This window comes from Exiguobacterium sp. s168 (genome assembly GCF_018619035.1).
Lineage (GTDB): Bacteria > Bacillota > Bacilli > Exiguobacteriales > Exiguobacteriaceae > Exiguobacterium_A > Exiguobacterium_A acetylicum.
This window is the reverse complement of the sequence record NZ_JACSNE010000015.1, coordinates 22,745-37,769: the sequence shown is the minus strand read 5'-3', so window position 1 is coordinate 37,769 and position 15,025 is coordinate 22,745. Positions and strand designations below refer to the sequence as shown.

Sequence of the window (15,025 nt, the reverse complement as noted above, 5' to 3'; positions counted from 1 at the left end):
GGAAGCTGATGCACTCATCAGTTCCGTCTCTTTTTTACTTTGTATTCGTCAAAAGTGGTACGACATGAATGTCCGCCTGTTCTCCTGCTCTCACATCCATTCGACATACGGCTGGCATCGGTAAGGATTTCCAAAATGCGTGATTAAACGTCGGATCAAATGTTTCTAAGAGTAACACCATGATGTTTCCGTGTGTTCCAAGAACGACTGTTTCGTCAGGATGCTTCTCCACTAGTTCGTCGATGAATTGCCGAATGCGTTGCGACGCTTCTTTGTTCGTTTCGCCTCCGTACGGATTTTCGTTCGGATGTTGCCATACATACGTGACAGCTGCTTGAAAATCGTCAAGCGCTTCCGGTGCTAACAATCGCTCTCGTAGTTCCTCTACCTCAATGATTGGTTTTCGACGTGCCTCTGCGAGCGGTGCAACCGTCTCAATCGCCCGTCGATACGGGCTACTGTAGAATCTGTCGATTGGAATTCCTTGAAATGTTTCAAGTAAACGTCTCGCATCTGCCTGTCCTGCACCGGAGAGTGGACGTGCTCGTTCATCTGGCGAGTATGTCGAATGTGCGTGCCGTACGAAATAGAGTGTCGTCATGGCTTGAATTTCCCCTTTATTGGTGTGTCCAGCGGTATCCGATTCCGCGAACTGTTTCCAAATGCTGTTCAATCGGAAAACCGCAAACACGTAGTTTTTCTCTTAAATGTCTGATATGCGAGTCGATCGTCCGCTCGTCTACAGCCGCTTCCGCTCCCCATAACATCGTCGTTAGCTGATCACGTGTCCAAACACGTCGTGGAGAATCTAACAATACACCTAATAACTCAAACTCCGTCTTCGTTAACGAAATCTTTTGTTGGAGGTAACTACAACGATAGCTTTCCCGGTCATAGAATAGTCCATCATACCGTCGCTGTAATAAAACTTCCATTCGCCCGATCAGTTCCCCTTCTTGAATCGGTTTTGATACGTAATCATTCGCCCCCACTTCCCGTGTCCGAATGATGTCTTCCCGCTGATTCCGAGCCGTAACCATCAAGATTGGGGTATTAGAGTGTTCTCGAATGAGACGACAACATGTCCAGCCATCCATATCCGGCATCATGACATCTAGTAAAATCAGGTCGAATACGTGCTGACGGCAGAGATCAAGAGCTTGCTGCGCAGAATCCACAAGCTGACACGTGTACCCATACGGCTGAATATACAGTTTGAGCAGTTCAAGCATTCTCGGTTCATCATCTACGATCAATACATGCGGCATTTTATTTCTCCTTCCACTGCAGTGTCACTTGTGTTCCATGTCCAAGTTGACTCTTGATGTTCAATTCTGCTCCATGTGTCCGTGCAATTGCTTCAACGATGGAGAGTCCGATTCCAGTTCCTCCATGTTTTCGAGAACGAGATGCTTCCGTTCGGTAGAGCCGTTTCGTTACATGAGGTAAAGATTCTGCAGCGATCCCTTCTCCTGTATCTTCGATTTGAATGAAAGCCCCTACTGCGTTGACACCATAACGAACGATGATTTTTCCCGACGTCGTATGTCGACGTGCATTTTCAATGATATTCACGATCATCTGACGGAGCTGCTGAGCGTCACCCATCACTTCTAATCGCTCACCTTCTATCTCGAACGAAACATTTTCTTGTTCGATGTCTGGACGCATCAATCGTATCACTTGATGAATCAAGTCTTCGACATCAACAGGTTTTCGTTCCATCATAAAAGCATTGGCATCAATACGTGCTAGCCAAAATAATTGCTCAATCCATTCATTCATTTGCTGACTTTCTTCTCGAATGATCGTAATGTAGCGTTGTTGCTCATCCGGCGTCAACGTTTGGCGTTCGAGAATATCCGCGTATCCCTTTATATATGTCAATGGTGTGCGTAGTTCATGAGATACGCTTGCTAAAAATTCAGATCGATCCCGATTCAAAAAATCGAGATCCTGTTTTAATTGCTGAATTGAACGCGCCAATTGTCCCAGTTCGTCTTGTCGATCAATCGGCAACTCTCCACCTTCCCCATCCAATAGACGTGCCGTCGCTTTTTCCATTTGAATCAACGGACGAGAGATGAGTCGGGTCGCCCAAATGCTTGCCGCACCTGCCAATAAAAGTGCGAGCAGACCCACTTGAAAAAATTGCTGTTTCAACGGATCAAGTACGTGATCCACAATTGCTTTAGAAGCGAACATGAAGACATGACCACGATGTTCCCCATCGATGGTGATGGGGCTGTCCGTCATTAAAAAGTCACGCATCGTCACGATTTTTCCTTGTTGACGGTAATCAAAATCCGTATGCTCTAGCACACTTTTCATCTCATTCGACAAAGGTCGTGACGCTTCGAGTTGTTTTCCATCTGCATCAGTGATCACCACAGTAAACGATGAATCTGCTTCCATCATGCTGACATGGCGCATCGTCGTTTGGTCATAGGAATCGACAAGGACATCACGATGGGTATTTCCTCGGTTCAGTAAACCGTCCACTACTTCCTGCGTTCGTGTTTGAGACAACTGATAATACAACGTCGCAAACAACACACTGCCACAAATTAAAAATGCCGCAAGCACGATTCCTCCGACCGAGTATGAAATACGACGCATGACGTTTCCTCCTTTTCTCTCCACTTTAGTATAGCGAAAAAAACGCGATAGACGCAGGCAAACGAAACTGTCACCTCATCTGCACACGATTTGCACATACGCTGGGTATAGTAAAGAAGACTAGCGACTTCAGGAGGGATTTAATATGAAAAAATCATTGACGTTAACCGTACTTGCTCTTAGTTCTACGCTTTGGCTCGGTGCATGTGGATCCGCCAATAACGCCAATAACGATGGAAGTAATAGTGACTCACATGATATGTCTCATGGAGATATGATGCATTCGAGCGACGGAAAGCTACCATCCGGTTTAAAGGAAGCCAGTGATCCGACTTATCCGAAAGGAAGCAACGTCACGTTGACGACGGATCATATGGACGGTATGGACGGAGCTAAAGCAACGATTGCGGGTGCTTATGATACCGTCGTCTATGCGATCAGTTACAAACCGACTACTGGTGGAAAGATGGTGAAAAATCATAAATGGGTCATTCAAGAAGAACTCGATCCAGTTCCAACTAAGCCACTGCAAGTTGGTGATGAAACGACTGTCAAAGCGGATCATATGAAAGGTATGGATGGAGCTAAAGCGACGATTGATGAAGTAAAAGAAACGACTGTCTATATGGTGAACTATGAACCAACGGACGGTGGAGAGATGGTGAAAAATCATAAATGGGTCACAGAGGATGAGATAAAGAAATAATAAAAAAAGCCCGCTTTTCCTATAAAGGAGAAGCGGGCTTTCGGTATGATTCTGACTGGGCTCGAACCAGCGACCTCTACCCTGTCAAGGTAGCGCTCTCCCAGCTGAGCTACAGAATCATGTTTGCAGTACGTTATGTACTTGCTAGGACATGTATTAATATATCAAGAAACTAAAAGGCTGACAAGTCTTTTTCCGAAAAAAATAAAAAAAATTAAAATGGAGGAATTGAACCCCACTTCCTCCATTTTGAATGACTTACAGGAATGTTGATACTTGATCGATCGGTAAACGTAGTGCGGGACGTTTTTTCGCATCTTCGACCGCTTTACCAACAGCAATTAACATGACCGGTACATACCGTGACTCGGTGATGAACGTTTCCGCAAAACGTTGATGATCAAATCCGCCCATTGCGAGTGTTGATAATCCACGTGCTTCTGCCGCAAGCATCAATTGCATCGCAGCAAGACTCGCATTCGACATTGCCGCGTCGCGACCGTATGCTTCACTTTGATAAGCGCCCTCTACTTGTGCCTTGATCGAATCGAACAAATCCTCTGTCATGCCACCTGCTTCTACTGCCGGACCATAAACCGGATTGTAGTTTCGATTAGCTTGAACATCACCTAAGATTGCAATGACTGCTGAAGCCGAAGTGATGGCCGGCTGATTATAAGCAATCGGTGCAAGTTGCTGCTTCGCTTCTTCCGAATGAAAGACCGTGAAATGCCAGTGTTGCAGATTCCAAGCACTCGGCGCCGCTGTCGTCCATTCTAATAGTTCTTCCACTTCCTGTTTTGAAAGCTTGAACGTTTCGTCGTAATGGCGAACGGAACGTCTTTCTGTTAAGACACGCATTGTATCAAGTGTTGCCTGTGTCATGTATAAATCCCCCTTATCATTATCAGATTACTTAGATATCGTAGCATGTCTCTTTTTCATTGTCCTCTATCAGTACTTCAAACGCCTTTACTGTTATAAAACAATTGTTGACTTTACACTTCTGTACTAATACAATGAAAACAAGATAAAAATCATTGCGTTTACTTTGAAGGAGGAAAAACACATGGAACAACCCCTTTACCAAGAAGCATCTGCTGCATTCTATCGTGAACTTCCCGTCAAGACGTGTGCCCATTGCGGAAAAGAGATGGATGAACAATGTGAATCCTATCAAACGGAATGCGATGAGTGTGCTGTAACAGAACACTAATAACACATGAAACAATCACTTAATTAGTGGTTGTTTTTTTATTTCTTGCAAACTCTTTCTAAATAAACCGATATTTTTTAGAAAAATCGATTTATCGTCATCTTTTTGTCATCTGTTTGTTACAAAAGAAACAGTCAGAATGTTACATTATCTGTATATGATATTTTTTGACAAAAGGAGCGACAGACAACGATGGATCCATTCACCTCAAGCCACGCTAGCGAACTCGGTCCACGACCGCGTACAAAAAAAAGAAAGTTTTTCCCACGTTTTTTCTTACTTCTCACACTTGTTTTTCTCGGAGTTGGAGGATATGTCGCTTACCGATACGTTTTTACTCCTGAGCAACAATCCATTACGACAGGTAAATCCATTACTGAAGTACCTGTCGTCAATATGGAAAAAGCACGCGTGGAAAAATGGAATGGTGTAACAAAAAAAGTCGCCTATTTAACATTCGAAGATGGTCCATCTGCATTAACACCGGACTTACTTCGAACATTGGATCAACTTCAGACTCGTGCCACTTTCTTTTATCTCGGATCACAAGTAGAGGCTTTTCCGCAAGAAGTCAAAGCTGCTGCTAAAGCTGGACACTATATCGGATTACACGGGGAAACGCATGATTACGATACATTGTACGAAAAAGGAAAGTATGTCTCAGAGATGCAAAGTGTTCAGAAGAAAATCCATGAGTTGACGAAGCTAACACCACATTTGACACGACCACCTTATGGCTCTGATCCAGGCATCACGAAAAAAATGGCATCTGCCATTCATTCAGCAGACTTTCGTGTGTGGGACTGGTCGATCGATTCAATGGACTGGTATTACAAAGATAGTGCAAAAGAAGTAGCAAATACGGTCATTCGACGAGCAGAACGTCCGTTTGAAATCATACTCTTACATGAACAACCACAAGCCATCAAAGCACTTCCAGCCATTGTTGCCGGACTTCAGAAAAAAGGCTATCAATTCGCGATTTATGATGAAGATTTCCATATTCCGTACAATTTCGCGCAATACTCGAATTTATAAGGAGTTACTATTCAGATGAAAAAATCATTCGTAGCAGTATTATTCCTGTCGAGCTTCGGACTCGCTGCCTGCTCCAACGATTCACCAGCTTCTCTTCATGAACAGCTAGAGCAACAAGTCGAAGGTGAAGAGAAGGCATTCACGCTAGCTGATCAACGTGCTCGTCAGGACGAAATTTCAGTTAATACGTACCAAGCCGTTCTTGATGCAGGTGCTGAAGAAATCAAACGCTCTCAAAATGAACGAGAGGAATTAGAAGCCTTAAATGACGAACGGCTTGCTCTATTAAAACAAGAAGACACGTTACGTAAAGAAATGTACGCTACACTCGATCTTGAAGAATTGAAGGATGCTGTCAACAAGCTTGATGGTAAAGCAAAAACAGAAGGAACTGCCTTAGTGGCAATCATCAAGGAACGCCAGCAGACGTTTCAAACGTTCTCGAAAACGTATCGACAAGCGATGGACGCTGAAAAGAAAATGCTTTCACGCTTGACGAAAAAACCGGATTTCGTTAAGATTGATGAGTCAACAGCGGATTTAAATCGTTTAACACGGAAAGCTACCGCGTCATTAAAGAAGTGGAATGCGCTGACCGTTCAATATAATCAAACGAAAACCCGGCTGTATCGTTTGCTCGACACATCAACTCAATAAATCACACAGGTTGCAACCAAACCCTGTCCAAAAAACCTGGACAAGGCCCCGTTGCAACCTTTTTTGCGTGGTTTTTACTAAAAATGGAGGGAATTTATTCATGCATCGCTCAAAAGCAACTTTATTCGTTCTCATCGGCGCTATCAGTTATGGTGTCCTCTCAACGATCGTCAAACTCGCTTATGCCGCTGGATTCAACTCAGCAGCCGTTTCAGGTAGTCAATTTTTCTTCGGCTGGCTCATGATTTTCGGACTTGCCTTATTTACGAAAAACCTTCGTCTCGATCTCAAAACAGCTGCTCTTCTCATGCTGATTGGTATCTCAAGCGGTACAACCGGTTATCTCTATTACCAAAGTCTTCAGACCGTATCGGCATCCGTTGCGATCATTCTCTTATTCCAATTCACTTGGATTGGTGTCATCATTGATGCTCTCGCATTCAAACGTTTACCATCTCGCGCGCACTTCCTGTCTGCGATTCTACTGATTGGTGGAGCCATTCTCGCGAGTGCTGCTTACTCGAGCCCACTCGACCTGCGTGGAACATTATTCGGTCTTGGAGCGGCTGTTAGTTTCTCGATTTTCCTACTGGCTAGTGGACGCGTTGCCAATCATCTACCCGTCATAAAGAAAAGCTTCTATATGATGACAGGTGGTCTTGCTTTTGTCATGATCATGTATCCACCGACGACGTTCTTGTCTTCTGCGAATTTCGAAAACGGTCTTCTTCTGTATGCAATTCCACTCGGTCTATTCGCGTTGATTTTGCCACCACTCTTATTTGCTGCGGGTGCGCCTCATTTGTCTCCAGCCAGCGTCTCTCTGCTTGGAGCGGCTGAACTACCGACAGCTGTCATCTGTTCCGTTTTAATTTTGGATGAACATCTGATGAGTTCTCAATGGATTGGAATCGTCATCATCTTGATTGGAATCTTTTATCCGATCTATCGGTCAAGCAAAACAGCACCTGTTGCGAACGTACAGCAAAACGACCTTTCCTAAGCTCAGGAAAGGTCGTTTTTTCTTTACTTCTGTCGCTTCATCGCATCCGCAACGAATTCAACATCTGTGCCAATGATGATTTGAACACTTGTCGCACCCATCTTCATGACACCTTTTGCTCCAGCCGCTTTAATCGCTGCTTCATCAATGATACTTGGATCCTTGACTTGGAGACGTAAGCGTGTCGCACAGTTATCAATCGACGTGACGTTGTCTGTTCCTTTCAATCCGGCAAAAATTTGAGCTGCTTGTTGTTCATATTTATTGTCTGAGTCTGTCAGAACGACTCCCGTGTCTGTGACGAGCGATTCATCTTCGCGACCTGGTGTCTTCAGATCAAATTTCGTGATCATGAAGTAGAATAGGAAGTAATAGACGACCGCGAACGCGAGACCAACCGGGATGAGAAGTAATGGTTTTGTGGCAATCCCGAAGTTCAAGGCATAATCAATGAAACCAGCCGAGAAGGAGAAGCCATGTAAAATACCGAGTAAGTTAACGATGGCCATCGATAGACCTGTTAAAACTGCATGAATGACATATAAAACAGGTGATAAGAACATAAACGAGAACTCGATTGGTTCCGTGATCCCTGTCAAGAAGGACGTCAGTCCAAGACCAATCATCGCTCCAGCAACTGCTTTTCGATTTTCTTTACGCGCAGCCATGACAATCGCAAAAGCTGCAGCCGGTAAGGCAAACATCATAATTGGGAAGAAGCCCGCTTGATAAATCCCAGCTGTCGGATCTCCAGCGAAGAAGCGTGCGATGTCGCCATTCGCGACTGTACCATCTGCTTTTTCATATGAACCGAAGACGAACCAGAAAATATTATTCAAGACGTGGTGTAAGCCGACAGGAATCAAGAGACGGTTAAAGAATCCAAACAGAGCAGCGCCTCCTGCACCAAGACCAACCATCCATTCACCAGCACCGTTAATGCCTTGCTCGATGAACGGCCAGACATAACCAAAGATGAAAGCAAGTACGAGCATAACCGCTGATGTAATGATTGGAACGAAACGACGACCACCGAAGAATGCTAACCAATCCGGTAACTTAATGTTGTAGAACCGATTGTATAGAAGTCCTGCGACGATACCCGCGATGATTCCACCGAATACCGCCATATTAACGGTCGATCCGAGTGTCGCCTGATTCGCGATCGAACCAAGTGTCGCTCCGTCGACCTTGGTCGAGGAATCATTGACGATTGCGGCAATCGCATCATATTTTGCTTGAATCTGTGCACTGGAATACTCCTTGTTCATCGAGTCAACGCCGTTCTTTAAGACGAGATACCCAATGGCTCCGGCAAGACCCGCTGCCCCACTTGCATCGATCGATAGACCAATGGCGACACCGATGGCAAATATTAATGGAAGGTTATCAAAAATAGCCCCTCCTGCTGCTACCATCAACGGAATATCTAGCATATCCGCCGAACCTAATCGGAGCACGATTCCGGCAGCTGGTAATACTGCGATTGGTAACATCAAAGCTTTACCAATGCGTTGTAGAAACTGCAACATACCTTTCACCCTTTCTTGAATAAACGATAATGACAGAACAATGTAAACGCTTTTACGTTTTTTATTATTCCATATAAACATCTAAATGACTAGACCTTTATACAAATTATTCATTATCTTTCTTTAGTGATATAAAAATTTATTATAGCAGACACTAAAAACCGGACTAGAGTTATCCTCCAGTCCGGTTTTTCTATTAAGTTGCAACCGTCTTAGCGACGATTCGTATCTTCGAAATTTTGTTGGACGTTACCGACTGTTTTCTTAGCCTCGCCTTTTACTTGATCTTTTTTACCTTCGCGTTCTGTTGATTTATCGCCTGTTGCTTTCCCGAGCGCTTCTTTCGCTTTACCTGCTACTTTATCGACGAGACCATCTGCTTTTTTATTGAGACCACTGTTGTTTGACATAATCATTACCCCCATTTAAAAGTTTTTTTGCGATAGTTGTCTGTTCCCTTGTCACTGATTTTCAAACTTTTCTTTAATCAAAATCGACACTTTCCTAAACAAAAACAACAGTGAACATCTTGTCCACTGTTGTTCGATGAATCTATTCATTTACCGGGCGACAGAAACACCTAACACTTGTTCAATCCGTTCGAACGCCCAATCCAACTCTTCTTTTGTGATGACGAGCGGTGGTGCAAAGCGAATGACTGTCTCGTGTGTTTCTTTACAGAGCAAGCCTTTTTCTTTCAACGCTTCGCAATATGGTCGTGCTGCTTCTGTGAGTTCAACACCAATGAACAATCCACGACCACGTACTTCTTTAATCATCGGGTTGTTGATTTGTTTTAATTTCTCCATGAAATACGTACCGAGTTCGAGTGAACGTTCCGGTAACTTTTCGTCTTCTAATACTTCAAGTGAAGCAATCGAGACGGCACACGCAAGTGGATTACCACCAAACGTCGAGCCGTGTGAACCTGGATTAAAGACAGAAAGGACATCTTTATTCGCAGCAACACATGAGATTGGGAATACACCACCCCCCAGTGCTTTACCGAGGATATACATGTCTGGCGTCACTTCATCCCAATCAGAAGCAAACCATTTACCGGAACGACCGAGTCCAGATTGAATCTCATCCGATACGAGCAGAACATTCTGCGCACGACAGACTTCTTGTGCGTCCTTTAAGAAACCATCGTAAGGAATTAAGATGCCTGCTTCGCCTTGAATCGGTTCCAAGATGAATGCCGCTGTATTTTCAGTGATCGCCTGTTTTAATGCCTCAAGATCGCCGTAAGGAATCGTCTTGATTCCAGGAAGAAGCGGTCCAAATCCCCGCTGGTATTCTGCTTCCGTCGACATCGAGACGGCTGTCATCGTCCGACCATGGAAGTTTCCTTCACAAACGATGATTTCAGCGTTACCTGGGATTTGTTTGACTTCATATGCCCAACGTCGTGCTGCTTTCACTGCTGTCTCGACCGCTTCCGCACCCGTGTTCATCGGTAACACCATATCTTTTCCCGTCAATTGTGCGACTTTTTCATAAAAGAAGCCCAGTTGATCATTATGGAAGGCGCGTGACGTCAAAGTAATCTTATCTGCCTGACGTTTGAGAGCGTCAATGATTTTGGGATGACGATGTCCTTGGTTGACTGCTGAATAGGCACTAAGCATATCCATATACCGACGTCCTTCAGGATCCGTAACGAAGACACCCTCCGCCTCTGAGATGACGATCGGGAGTGGATGGTAGTTATGTGCTCCGAACTGTTCTGTCTGTTGAATGATTTTCTCTGTTTGATTCATCGAAATTCCCCCTCATAACTCTTTAGAAAACGCTTTCAATGTTATTATAGCAGATTTTTTCATAGAATCTTCACTTAAAAAGTATCCAAGCGAAAGGATTCTAGTGCGTAAGAATTGAATATATTGGGAAAAGACAAGACAAGTGAACCGTCATCTCTTTTCATTATAAAGGAGCGTGCGCACGTAATGGACCGTTCGACCATTGATTCCTATGAAGTCGTCATTCAAGAATTCCCTTTACCCGCTTTCATATTGAATACTGATTTGACCATCCGCTCTTGGAATAATCTAGCCGAACAGCAATGGGGCTGGACACAACAGGAAGTCGTGGGTCAGACTGTTCCACTTCTTGAACGGGAAGACATGGCATTCAGTCAACAGATTTGGCATGCCTTCTTGGAGCGCCGTCAATCCGTCCAATTACCGAATGCCTCCTTGTTGCATAAGACGGGCACTTCTGTAACATCAACTCTCCTTCTGTCTCCTTTACTTGATCATACAGGAACCGTTATTGCCGCTTTTGCTTGCTGTATCCCTTCAGCTGAGCAACAAACGAACATGAAACCACTCTTCCAAGGATTGATGGATTTGCGTCATGCATTCGATCAGATTGCTTCTGTCGCCGTCTTCGATGCACGGGGAACGATCACGTACGTGAATGATCAACTCATCGATGTGACAGGATATTGCTCTGAGATGCTTCTCAACCAGCCTTGGTCACTCATCTTAGATCCATCCAGTTCTGTCGTTTCGGAGATTCGTGCACAACTTCGTGAACGAAAAGCCTGGTCTGGTCGCCTTAGCCTCACTTCGCAAACGGGTGAACGAAAACATCTCCAAGCGACGCTCATTCCAACCTATGATGCGAACGGCGTTCGTTTTCAGCACCTGTTCATCGGGAACGACATCACGGAAACAACAGCACTTGAAGAAGAACTCGATTTTTTAGTGCATCATCATGAGATGACGCATTTATTAAATAAACGTGGATTTTTACGCGAAGGTGAAGCATTATTCCGCTCTGCTGCGTCGCATGATCCGATTGCCCTCATCTTGTTCGATATCGATCGTTTCAAAGTGATCAACGACTCGTTTGGAACACACGTCGGTGATCAACTACTTCAAGCAATGGCAACGCGCCTTTTGCAACATACGACAGGTATACTCGCTTTTCATCCGACGAGTGATCTATTCGGCGTCTTGTTACCTGCACCGTCGAGCAATCTGCTTTTCCAATATGCTCGGAAATTACAACAAGCACTGCAGCGCCCTTATTACATCAATGGTCACTCACTGATCGTTTCTTGTACGTTCGGGATCACCGTCTATCCGTCCGAAGCCAAAACACTGGAGGATTTATATCGCCGATCGGAAACAGCTCTATACGCAGGAAAATCAATTGGTACCGGAACGATTCAGTACTTAACACACGAGATGGACACACAATTCACACGTAAAATCCAACTCGAACGATCCCTCTTCACGGCACTCGAAGATCAATCCCTATATCTTGCTTATCAACCAATCATTGAACTTCAGACACAAGCCGTTAAAGGCTTCGAAGCGTTATTACGCTGGAATCACACGGCACTCGGGAGTATTCCACCAGATGAATTCATTCCACTCGCTGAAGAAGCTTCACTGATCACACCAATCAACAACTGGGTCATCATTGAAGCATGTGAACAGCTCGCGAAGTGGCAACAGACAATTGACCCTAAACTGACGATGGCAATCAACATTTCACCGCATCAGTTCCAAAGCGACTCCTTTATTCGAACGCTGCAACATATCGTAACGGATCGACTCGTTTCACCATCTTCCGTTACGTTGGAGATGACAGAGAATATTGCGATCTTACAGACACAACGAACGGTCGAACGCATGCACCTCATCAAGTCGCTCGGCTTCCGTTTATCAATCGATGATTTCGGTACCGGTTATTCTTCTTTGCAGTATCTCAGTGCTTTTCCAATCGACGAATTAAAAATCGATAAAGTATTCATTGATGGTCTGGCGACAAATGAACACGCCTTGCTCGATTCCATCATTCAACTTGGTCACAACTTAGAGTTGAATCTTGTCGCTGAAGGTGTTGAGACAGAACACGCGTTAGATTATCTAAAAACGACATCGTGTCAGCATATGCAAGGGTTCATTTTCTCTGAACCTCTATCTGTACAGGATGTCGAAAAACGATTCTTAGCACCTTAATCAAAAAAGAAGTCACGGTGTATGAAAATCACCATGACTTCTTTTGCATATCGTTTCTTACAATTGAATTTCTCCTACAACCATTCCGTAAACGGCTACTCCTGCTAAGACAACAAGAACCATACTGGCAATCCACTCATAACGTGACATGCCCGTCCGTTGCTGTTCTCGCTCTGCTAAAGCATATGCGAGAATCCCTGGAGCATAGACTAATGCCGCGATGACGATGTACCAGATACCCGACGCATAGACGAGCCAAATCGAATACGCTGATGCGATGATGGAGAAAAGTAACATTTTCTGATTACGCTCTTCTCGCGATGTCCGAATGCTATACAATGCTGATAACAAATACGGTAATAACGCACAAATCCCAGCGATACTCGACAGGACAAGATAGGTTTGCGCTGAGAAAAGCGCGATTCCTGCGACAACTTGTGTAGCGATTTGTGTAATCAACAGCGCGCCGACTGGAGCACCTTTCCGATTCGTTTTTGCGAATGCTTTCGGAAATGCACCGTCTTTTGCCACAAGATACGAAATCTCCGATGCGAGAATCGTCCATCCGAGAAGTGCACCGGATAGTGAGATAATCAAACCGATCATGATGATCGTCGCACCGATTGGTCCAATCGCTGCCTCTAATACATATGCCATCGTCGGTTCTTTTAATCCAGCTAGTTGTTCTTGACTGAGCACTCCTAGTGATAGAACGGAAATTAAGATATAGATGACTAGAACGCCAACAAGTCCCGTCACTGTCGCTTTCCCGACATCACTTCGATTTTTAGCACGACTTGATAAAACGACCGCCCCTTCAATTCCAACGAACGCCCAAAGTGTGACGAGCATCGTTCCTTTTACTTGATCGAAGATCGAACCGAGTTCTGTTCCCTCTCCCCAAATATCCAAATTAAACGTTTTGATATTAAAGGCGATTCCTACTAGAAGAATGAAAATCAAGATCGGAACGAGCTTTGCGATCGTCGTAATCAGATTGACGAGTGTCGCTTCCTTAATTCCGCTCGAGACGAGCCAGAACAATCCCCAAATGACGACTACACTCATGAAGAGAAGGAATATTCGATTTTCTGCTGCGAAAATCGGGAAGAAATAACTAATCGCATTAAACACGAGCGTGATATTCGCAACTGTTCCAATCCACGCCGATACCCAGTATCCCCAAGCACTGTTAAAGCCGACGAAACGTCCGAACCCTTCACGCGCATAGGCATAGATACCGCCTTCGAGCTCTGGTTTACTATTTGCGAGATGTTGGAATACTAACGCGAGCATGATCATCCCAATCCCCGTAATACTCCAGCCGATGAGGATAGGTCCTGCACTTGCACTTTGAGCCATTGCACCAGGAAGGTTAAAAGCTCCTCCACCGACCATGGAACCGATGACCATTGCAGCGAGAGCAAAGAACCCGATTTTTTGTTGATTCATGATGAGACACTTCCTTTTTCGTATATCTATTACATCTTACGTATATTCATTCGAAAGACACAAAAGTCATTATAACAAATCACCTTTTAAAGTAAAGAAAGGATTTGAGACGAATGAACTGGATTCATGTATTTCAGCTCGAAGACCTTCTAAAACTCCTATTAGCCGCTACACTTGGAATTTTCATCGGATTCGAGCGTGAAATCAAAAATAAACCGGTTGGTATACGCACTAGCCTCGTAATTACCCTGATCAGTTGCCTGTTAACCATCGTTTCCATCAAATCGGTCTTACTCTACCATGACATGGCGACGAATGTTCAGATGGATCCGATGCGTCTCGTCGCCCAAATCATTACTGGAATTGGTTTTATCGGCGCTGGTGTCATCTTACGTCGACCGCATGATATCGTCAGCGGATTAACGACTGCCGCTATTATTTGGAGTGCAAGCGGGATTGGAATCGCTGTCGGTGCAGGTTTCATCTGGGAGTCGATTTTTCTCGTTCTCTTTCTCTTCCTCTTACTGGAAGGTTTGACTCGGATGATGGGGCGTATCAACAATAGTCGGTTCGAAGCAAATGTCCTCGTTGCACATCTCTTACTTCCTTCCGGACTTGATCCGACGGACATTGTTCTTGCTCTTGAGCGTAAAGGTGTACGTATTACGAATATGCGTTTACGTGGTAATCCCGTTCGATTGACGTTACGAATGTATTCCCCACATACGTTGACCTTATTCCTACTTTATGACTATTTGAAATCGCTTGGAATTGAGGAGATAGACCTTGATCAGTGAGAATTATCTGAAAATTTATGTTGCATTT

Annotated in this window: 15 protein-coding genes and 1 tRNA gene; 7 read left to right on the top strand and 9 right to left on the bottom strand. The window is 44.5% G+C overall.

Annotation, left to right across the window (positions count from 1 at the left end; all coding sequences use genetic code 11):
• Positions 1 to 34: 34 nt before the first annotated feature.
• The 3 genes from KNQ15_RS10025 to KNQ15_RS10015 are packed head-to-tail and all read right to left on the bottom strand — an operon-like array spanning position 35 to position 2,619.
• A complete protein-coding gene (locus KNQ15_RS10025; protein ID WP_214729165.1) occupies positions 35 to 601 on the bottom strand; it encodes a histidine phosphatase family protein in 567 nt (188 codons plus the stop codon).
• Between the two features lie 16 nt (positions 602 to 617).
• Positions 618 to 1,268 (bottom strand): response regulator transcription factor, encoded by a 651-nt coding sequence (locus tag KNQ15_RS10020; protein WP_214729163.1) that lies wholly within the window; start codon positions 1,266 to 1,268, stop codon positions 618 to 620.
• A 1-nt stretch (position 1,269) separates the two neighbouring features.
• On the bottom strand, positions 1,270 to 2,619 hold the full coding sequence (locus tag KNQ15_RS10015) for a sensor histidine kinase (RefSeq protein WP_069940306.1): 1,350 nt from the start codon (positions 2,617 to 2,619) through the stop codon (positions 1,270 to 1,272).
• Between the two features lie 145 nt (positions 2,620 to 2,764).
• Here KNQ15_RS10015 and KNQ15_RS10010 point away from each other — a divergent pair, with 145 nt between their 5' ends.
• Positions 2,765 to 3,325 (top strand): YdhK family protein, encoded by a 561-nt coding sequence (locus KNQ15_RS10010; RefSeq protein WP_069940305.1) that lies wholly within the window; start codon positions 2,765 to 2,767, stop codon positions 3,323 to 3,325.
• A 46-nt stretch (positions 3,326 to 3,371) separates the two neighbouring features.
• On the opposite strand, the gene KNQ15_RS10005 is transcribed toward KNQ15_RS10010, so the two are convergent.
• Together KNQ15_RS10005 and KNQ15_RS10000 are read right to left on the bottom strand one after the other, a co-directional pair.
• A tRNA-Val gene (locus KNQ15_RS10005) sits at positions 3,372 to 3,444 on the bottom strand.
• Between the two features lie 139 nt (positions 3,445 to 3,583).
• Positions 3,584 to 4,210 (bottom strand): nitroreductase family protein, encoded by a 627-nt coding sequence (locus tag KNQ15_RS10000; RefSeq protein ID WP_050678080.1) that lies wholly within the window; start codon positions 4,208 to 4,210, stop codon positions 3,584 to 3,586.
• Positions 4,211 to 4,394: 184 nt separating this feature from the next.
• Between KNQ15_RS10000 and yhfH the strand changes: the two genes are divergently transcribed.
• The 4 genes from yhfH to KNQ15_RS09980 all read left to right on the top strand — a co-directional run bounded on the left by yhfH (position 4,395) and on the right by KNQ15_RS09980 (position 7,239).
• Positions 4,395 to 4,541 (top strand): protein YhfH, encoded by a 147-nt coding sequence (gene yhfH, locus KNQ15_RS09995; protein ID WP_064505459.1) that lies wholly within the window; start codon positions 4,395 to 4,397, stop codon positions 4,539 to 4,541.
• A gap of 192 nt (positions 4,542 to 4,733) precedes the next feature.
• On the top strand, positions 4,734 to 5,579 hold the full coding sequence (locus KNQ15_RS09990) for a polysaccharide deacetylase family protein (RefSeq protein WP_214729161.1): 846 nt from the start codon (positions 4,734 to 4,736) through the stop codon (positions 5,577 to 5,579).
• A gap of 15 nt (positions 5,580 to 5,594) precedes the next feature.
• Positions 5,595 to 6,236, top strand: coding sequence for a YkyA family protein (locus KNQ15_RS09985; RefSeq protein WP_214729159.1), 642 nt, complete (start codon positions 5,595 to 5,597; stop codon positions 6,234 to 6,236).
• Between the two features lie 100 nt (positions 6,237 to 6,336).
• Positions 6,337 to 7,239, top strand: a complete 903-nt coding sequence (locus tag KNQ15_RS09980; protein WP_214729157.1) for an EamA family transporter — start codon at positions 6,337 to 6,339, stop codon at positions 7,237 to 7,239.
• A 23-nt stretch (positions 7,240 to 7,262) separates the two neighbouring features.
• Here KNQ15_RS09980 and nagE read toward each other — a convergent pair whose 3' ends face one another.
• The 3 genes from nagE to KNQ15_RS09965 all read right to left on the bottom strand — a co-directional run bounded on the left by nagE (position 7,263) and on the right by KNQ15_RS09965 (position 10,534).
• A complete protein-coding gene (nagE, locus tag KNQ15_RS09975; RefSeq protein WP_214729155.1) occupies positions 7,263 to 8,771 on the bottom strand; it encodes an N-acetylglucosamine-specific PTS transporter subunit IIBC in 1,509 nt (502 codons plus the stop codon).
• Positions 8,772 to 8,983: 212 nt separating this feature from the next.
• Positions 8,984 to 9,181 (bottom strand): CsbD family protein, encoded by a 198-nt coding sequence (locus tag KNQ15_RS09970; RefSeq protein WP_149426819.1) that lies wholly within the window; start codon positions 9,179 to 9,181, stop codon positions 8,984 to 8,986.
• Positions 9,182 to 9,331: 150 nt separating this feature from the next.
• Positions 9,332 to 10,534 (bottom strand): ornithine--oxo-acid transaminase, encoded by a 1,203-nt coding sequence (locus KNQ15_RS09965; protein ID WP_214729153.1) that lies wholly within the window; start codon positions 10,532 to 10,534, stop codon positions 9,332 to 9,334.
• A gap of 186 nt (positions 10,535 to 10,720) precedes the next feature.
• Between KNQ15_RS09965 and KNQ15_RS09960 the strand changes: the two genes are divergently transcribed.
• Positions 10,721 to 12,748 carry a sensor domain-containing protein gene (locus KNQ15_RS09960; protein WP_214729151.1) on the top strand — a complete coding sequence of 676 codons (2,028 nt, stop codon included), beginning with the start codon at positions 10,721 to 10,723 and terminating at the stop codon, positions 12,746 to 12,748.
• A gap of 57 nt (positions 12,749 to 12,805) precedes the next feature.
• On the opposite strand, the gene KNQ15_RS09955 is transcribed toward KNQ15_RS09960, so the two are convergent.
• Positions 12,806 to 14,203: a basic amino acid/polyamine antiporter gene (locus KNQ15_RS09955; protein WP_214729212.1), complete on the bottom strand. Its 1,398-nt coding sequence runs from the start codon at positions 14,201 to 14,203 to the stop codon at positions 12,806 to 12,808.
• A gap of 110 nt (positions 14,204 to 14,313) precedes the next feature.
• Here KNQ15_RS09955 and KNQ15_RS09950 point away from each other — a divergent pair, with 110 nt between their 5' ends.
• Complete coding sequence (locus KNQ15_RS09950; RefSeq protein ID WP_214729148.1) at positions 14,314 to 14,997, top strand: MgtC/SapB family protein; 684 nt, start codon at positions 14,314 to 14,316, stop codon at positions 14,995 to 14,997.
• The last annotated feature ends 28 nt before the right edge of the window (positions 14,998 to 15,025 follow it).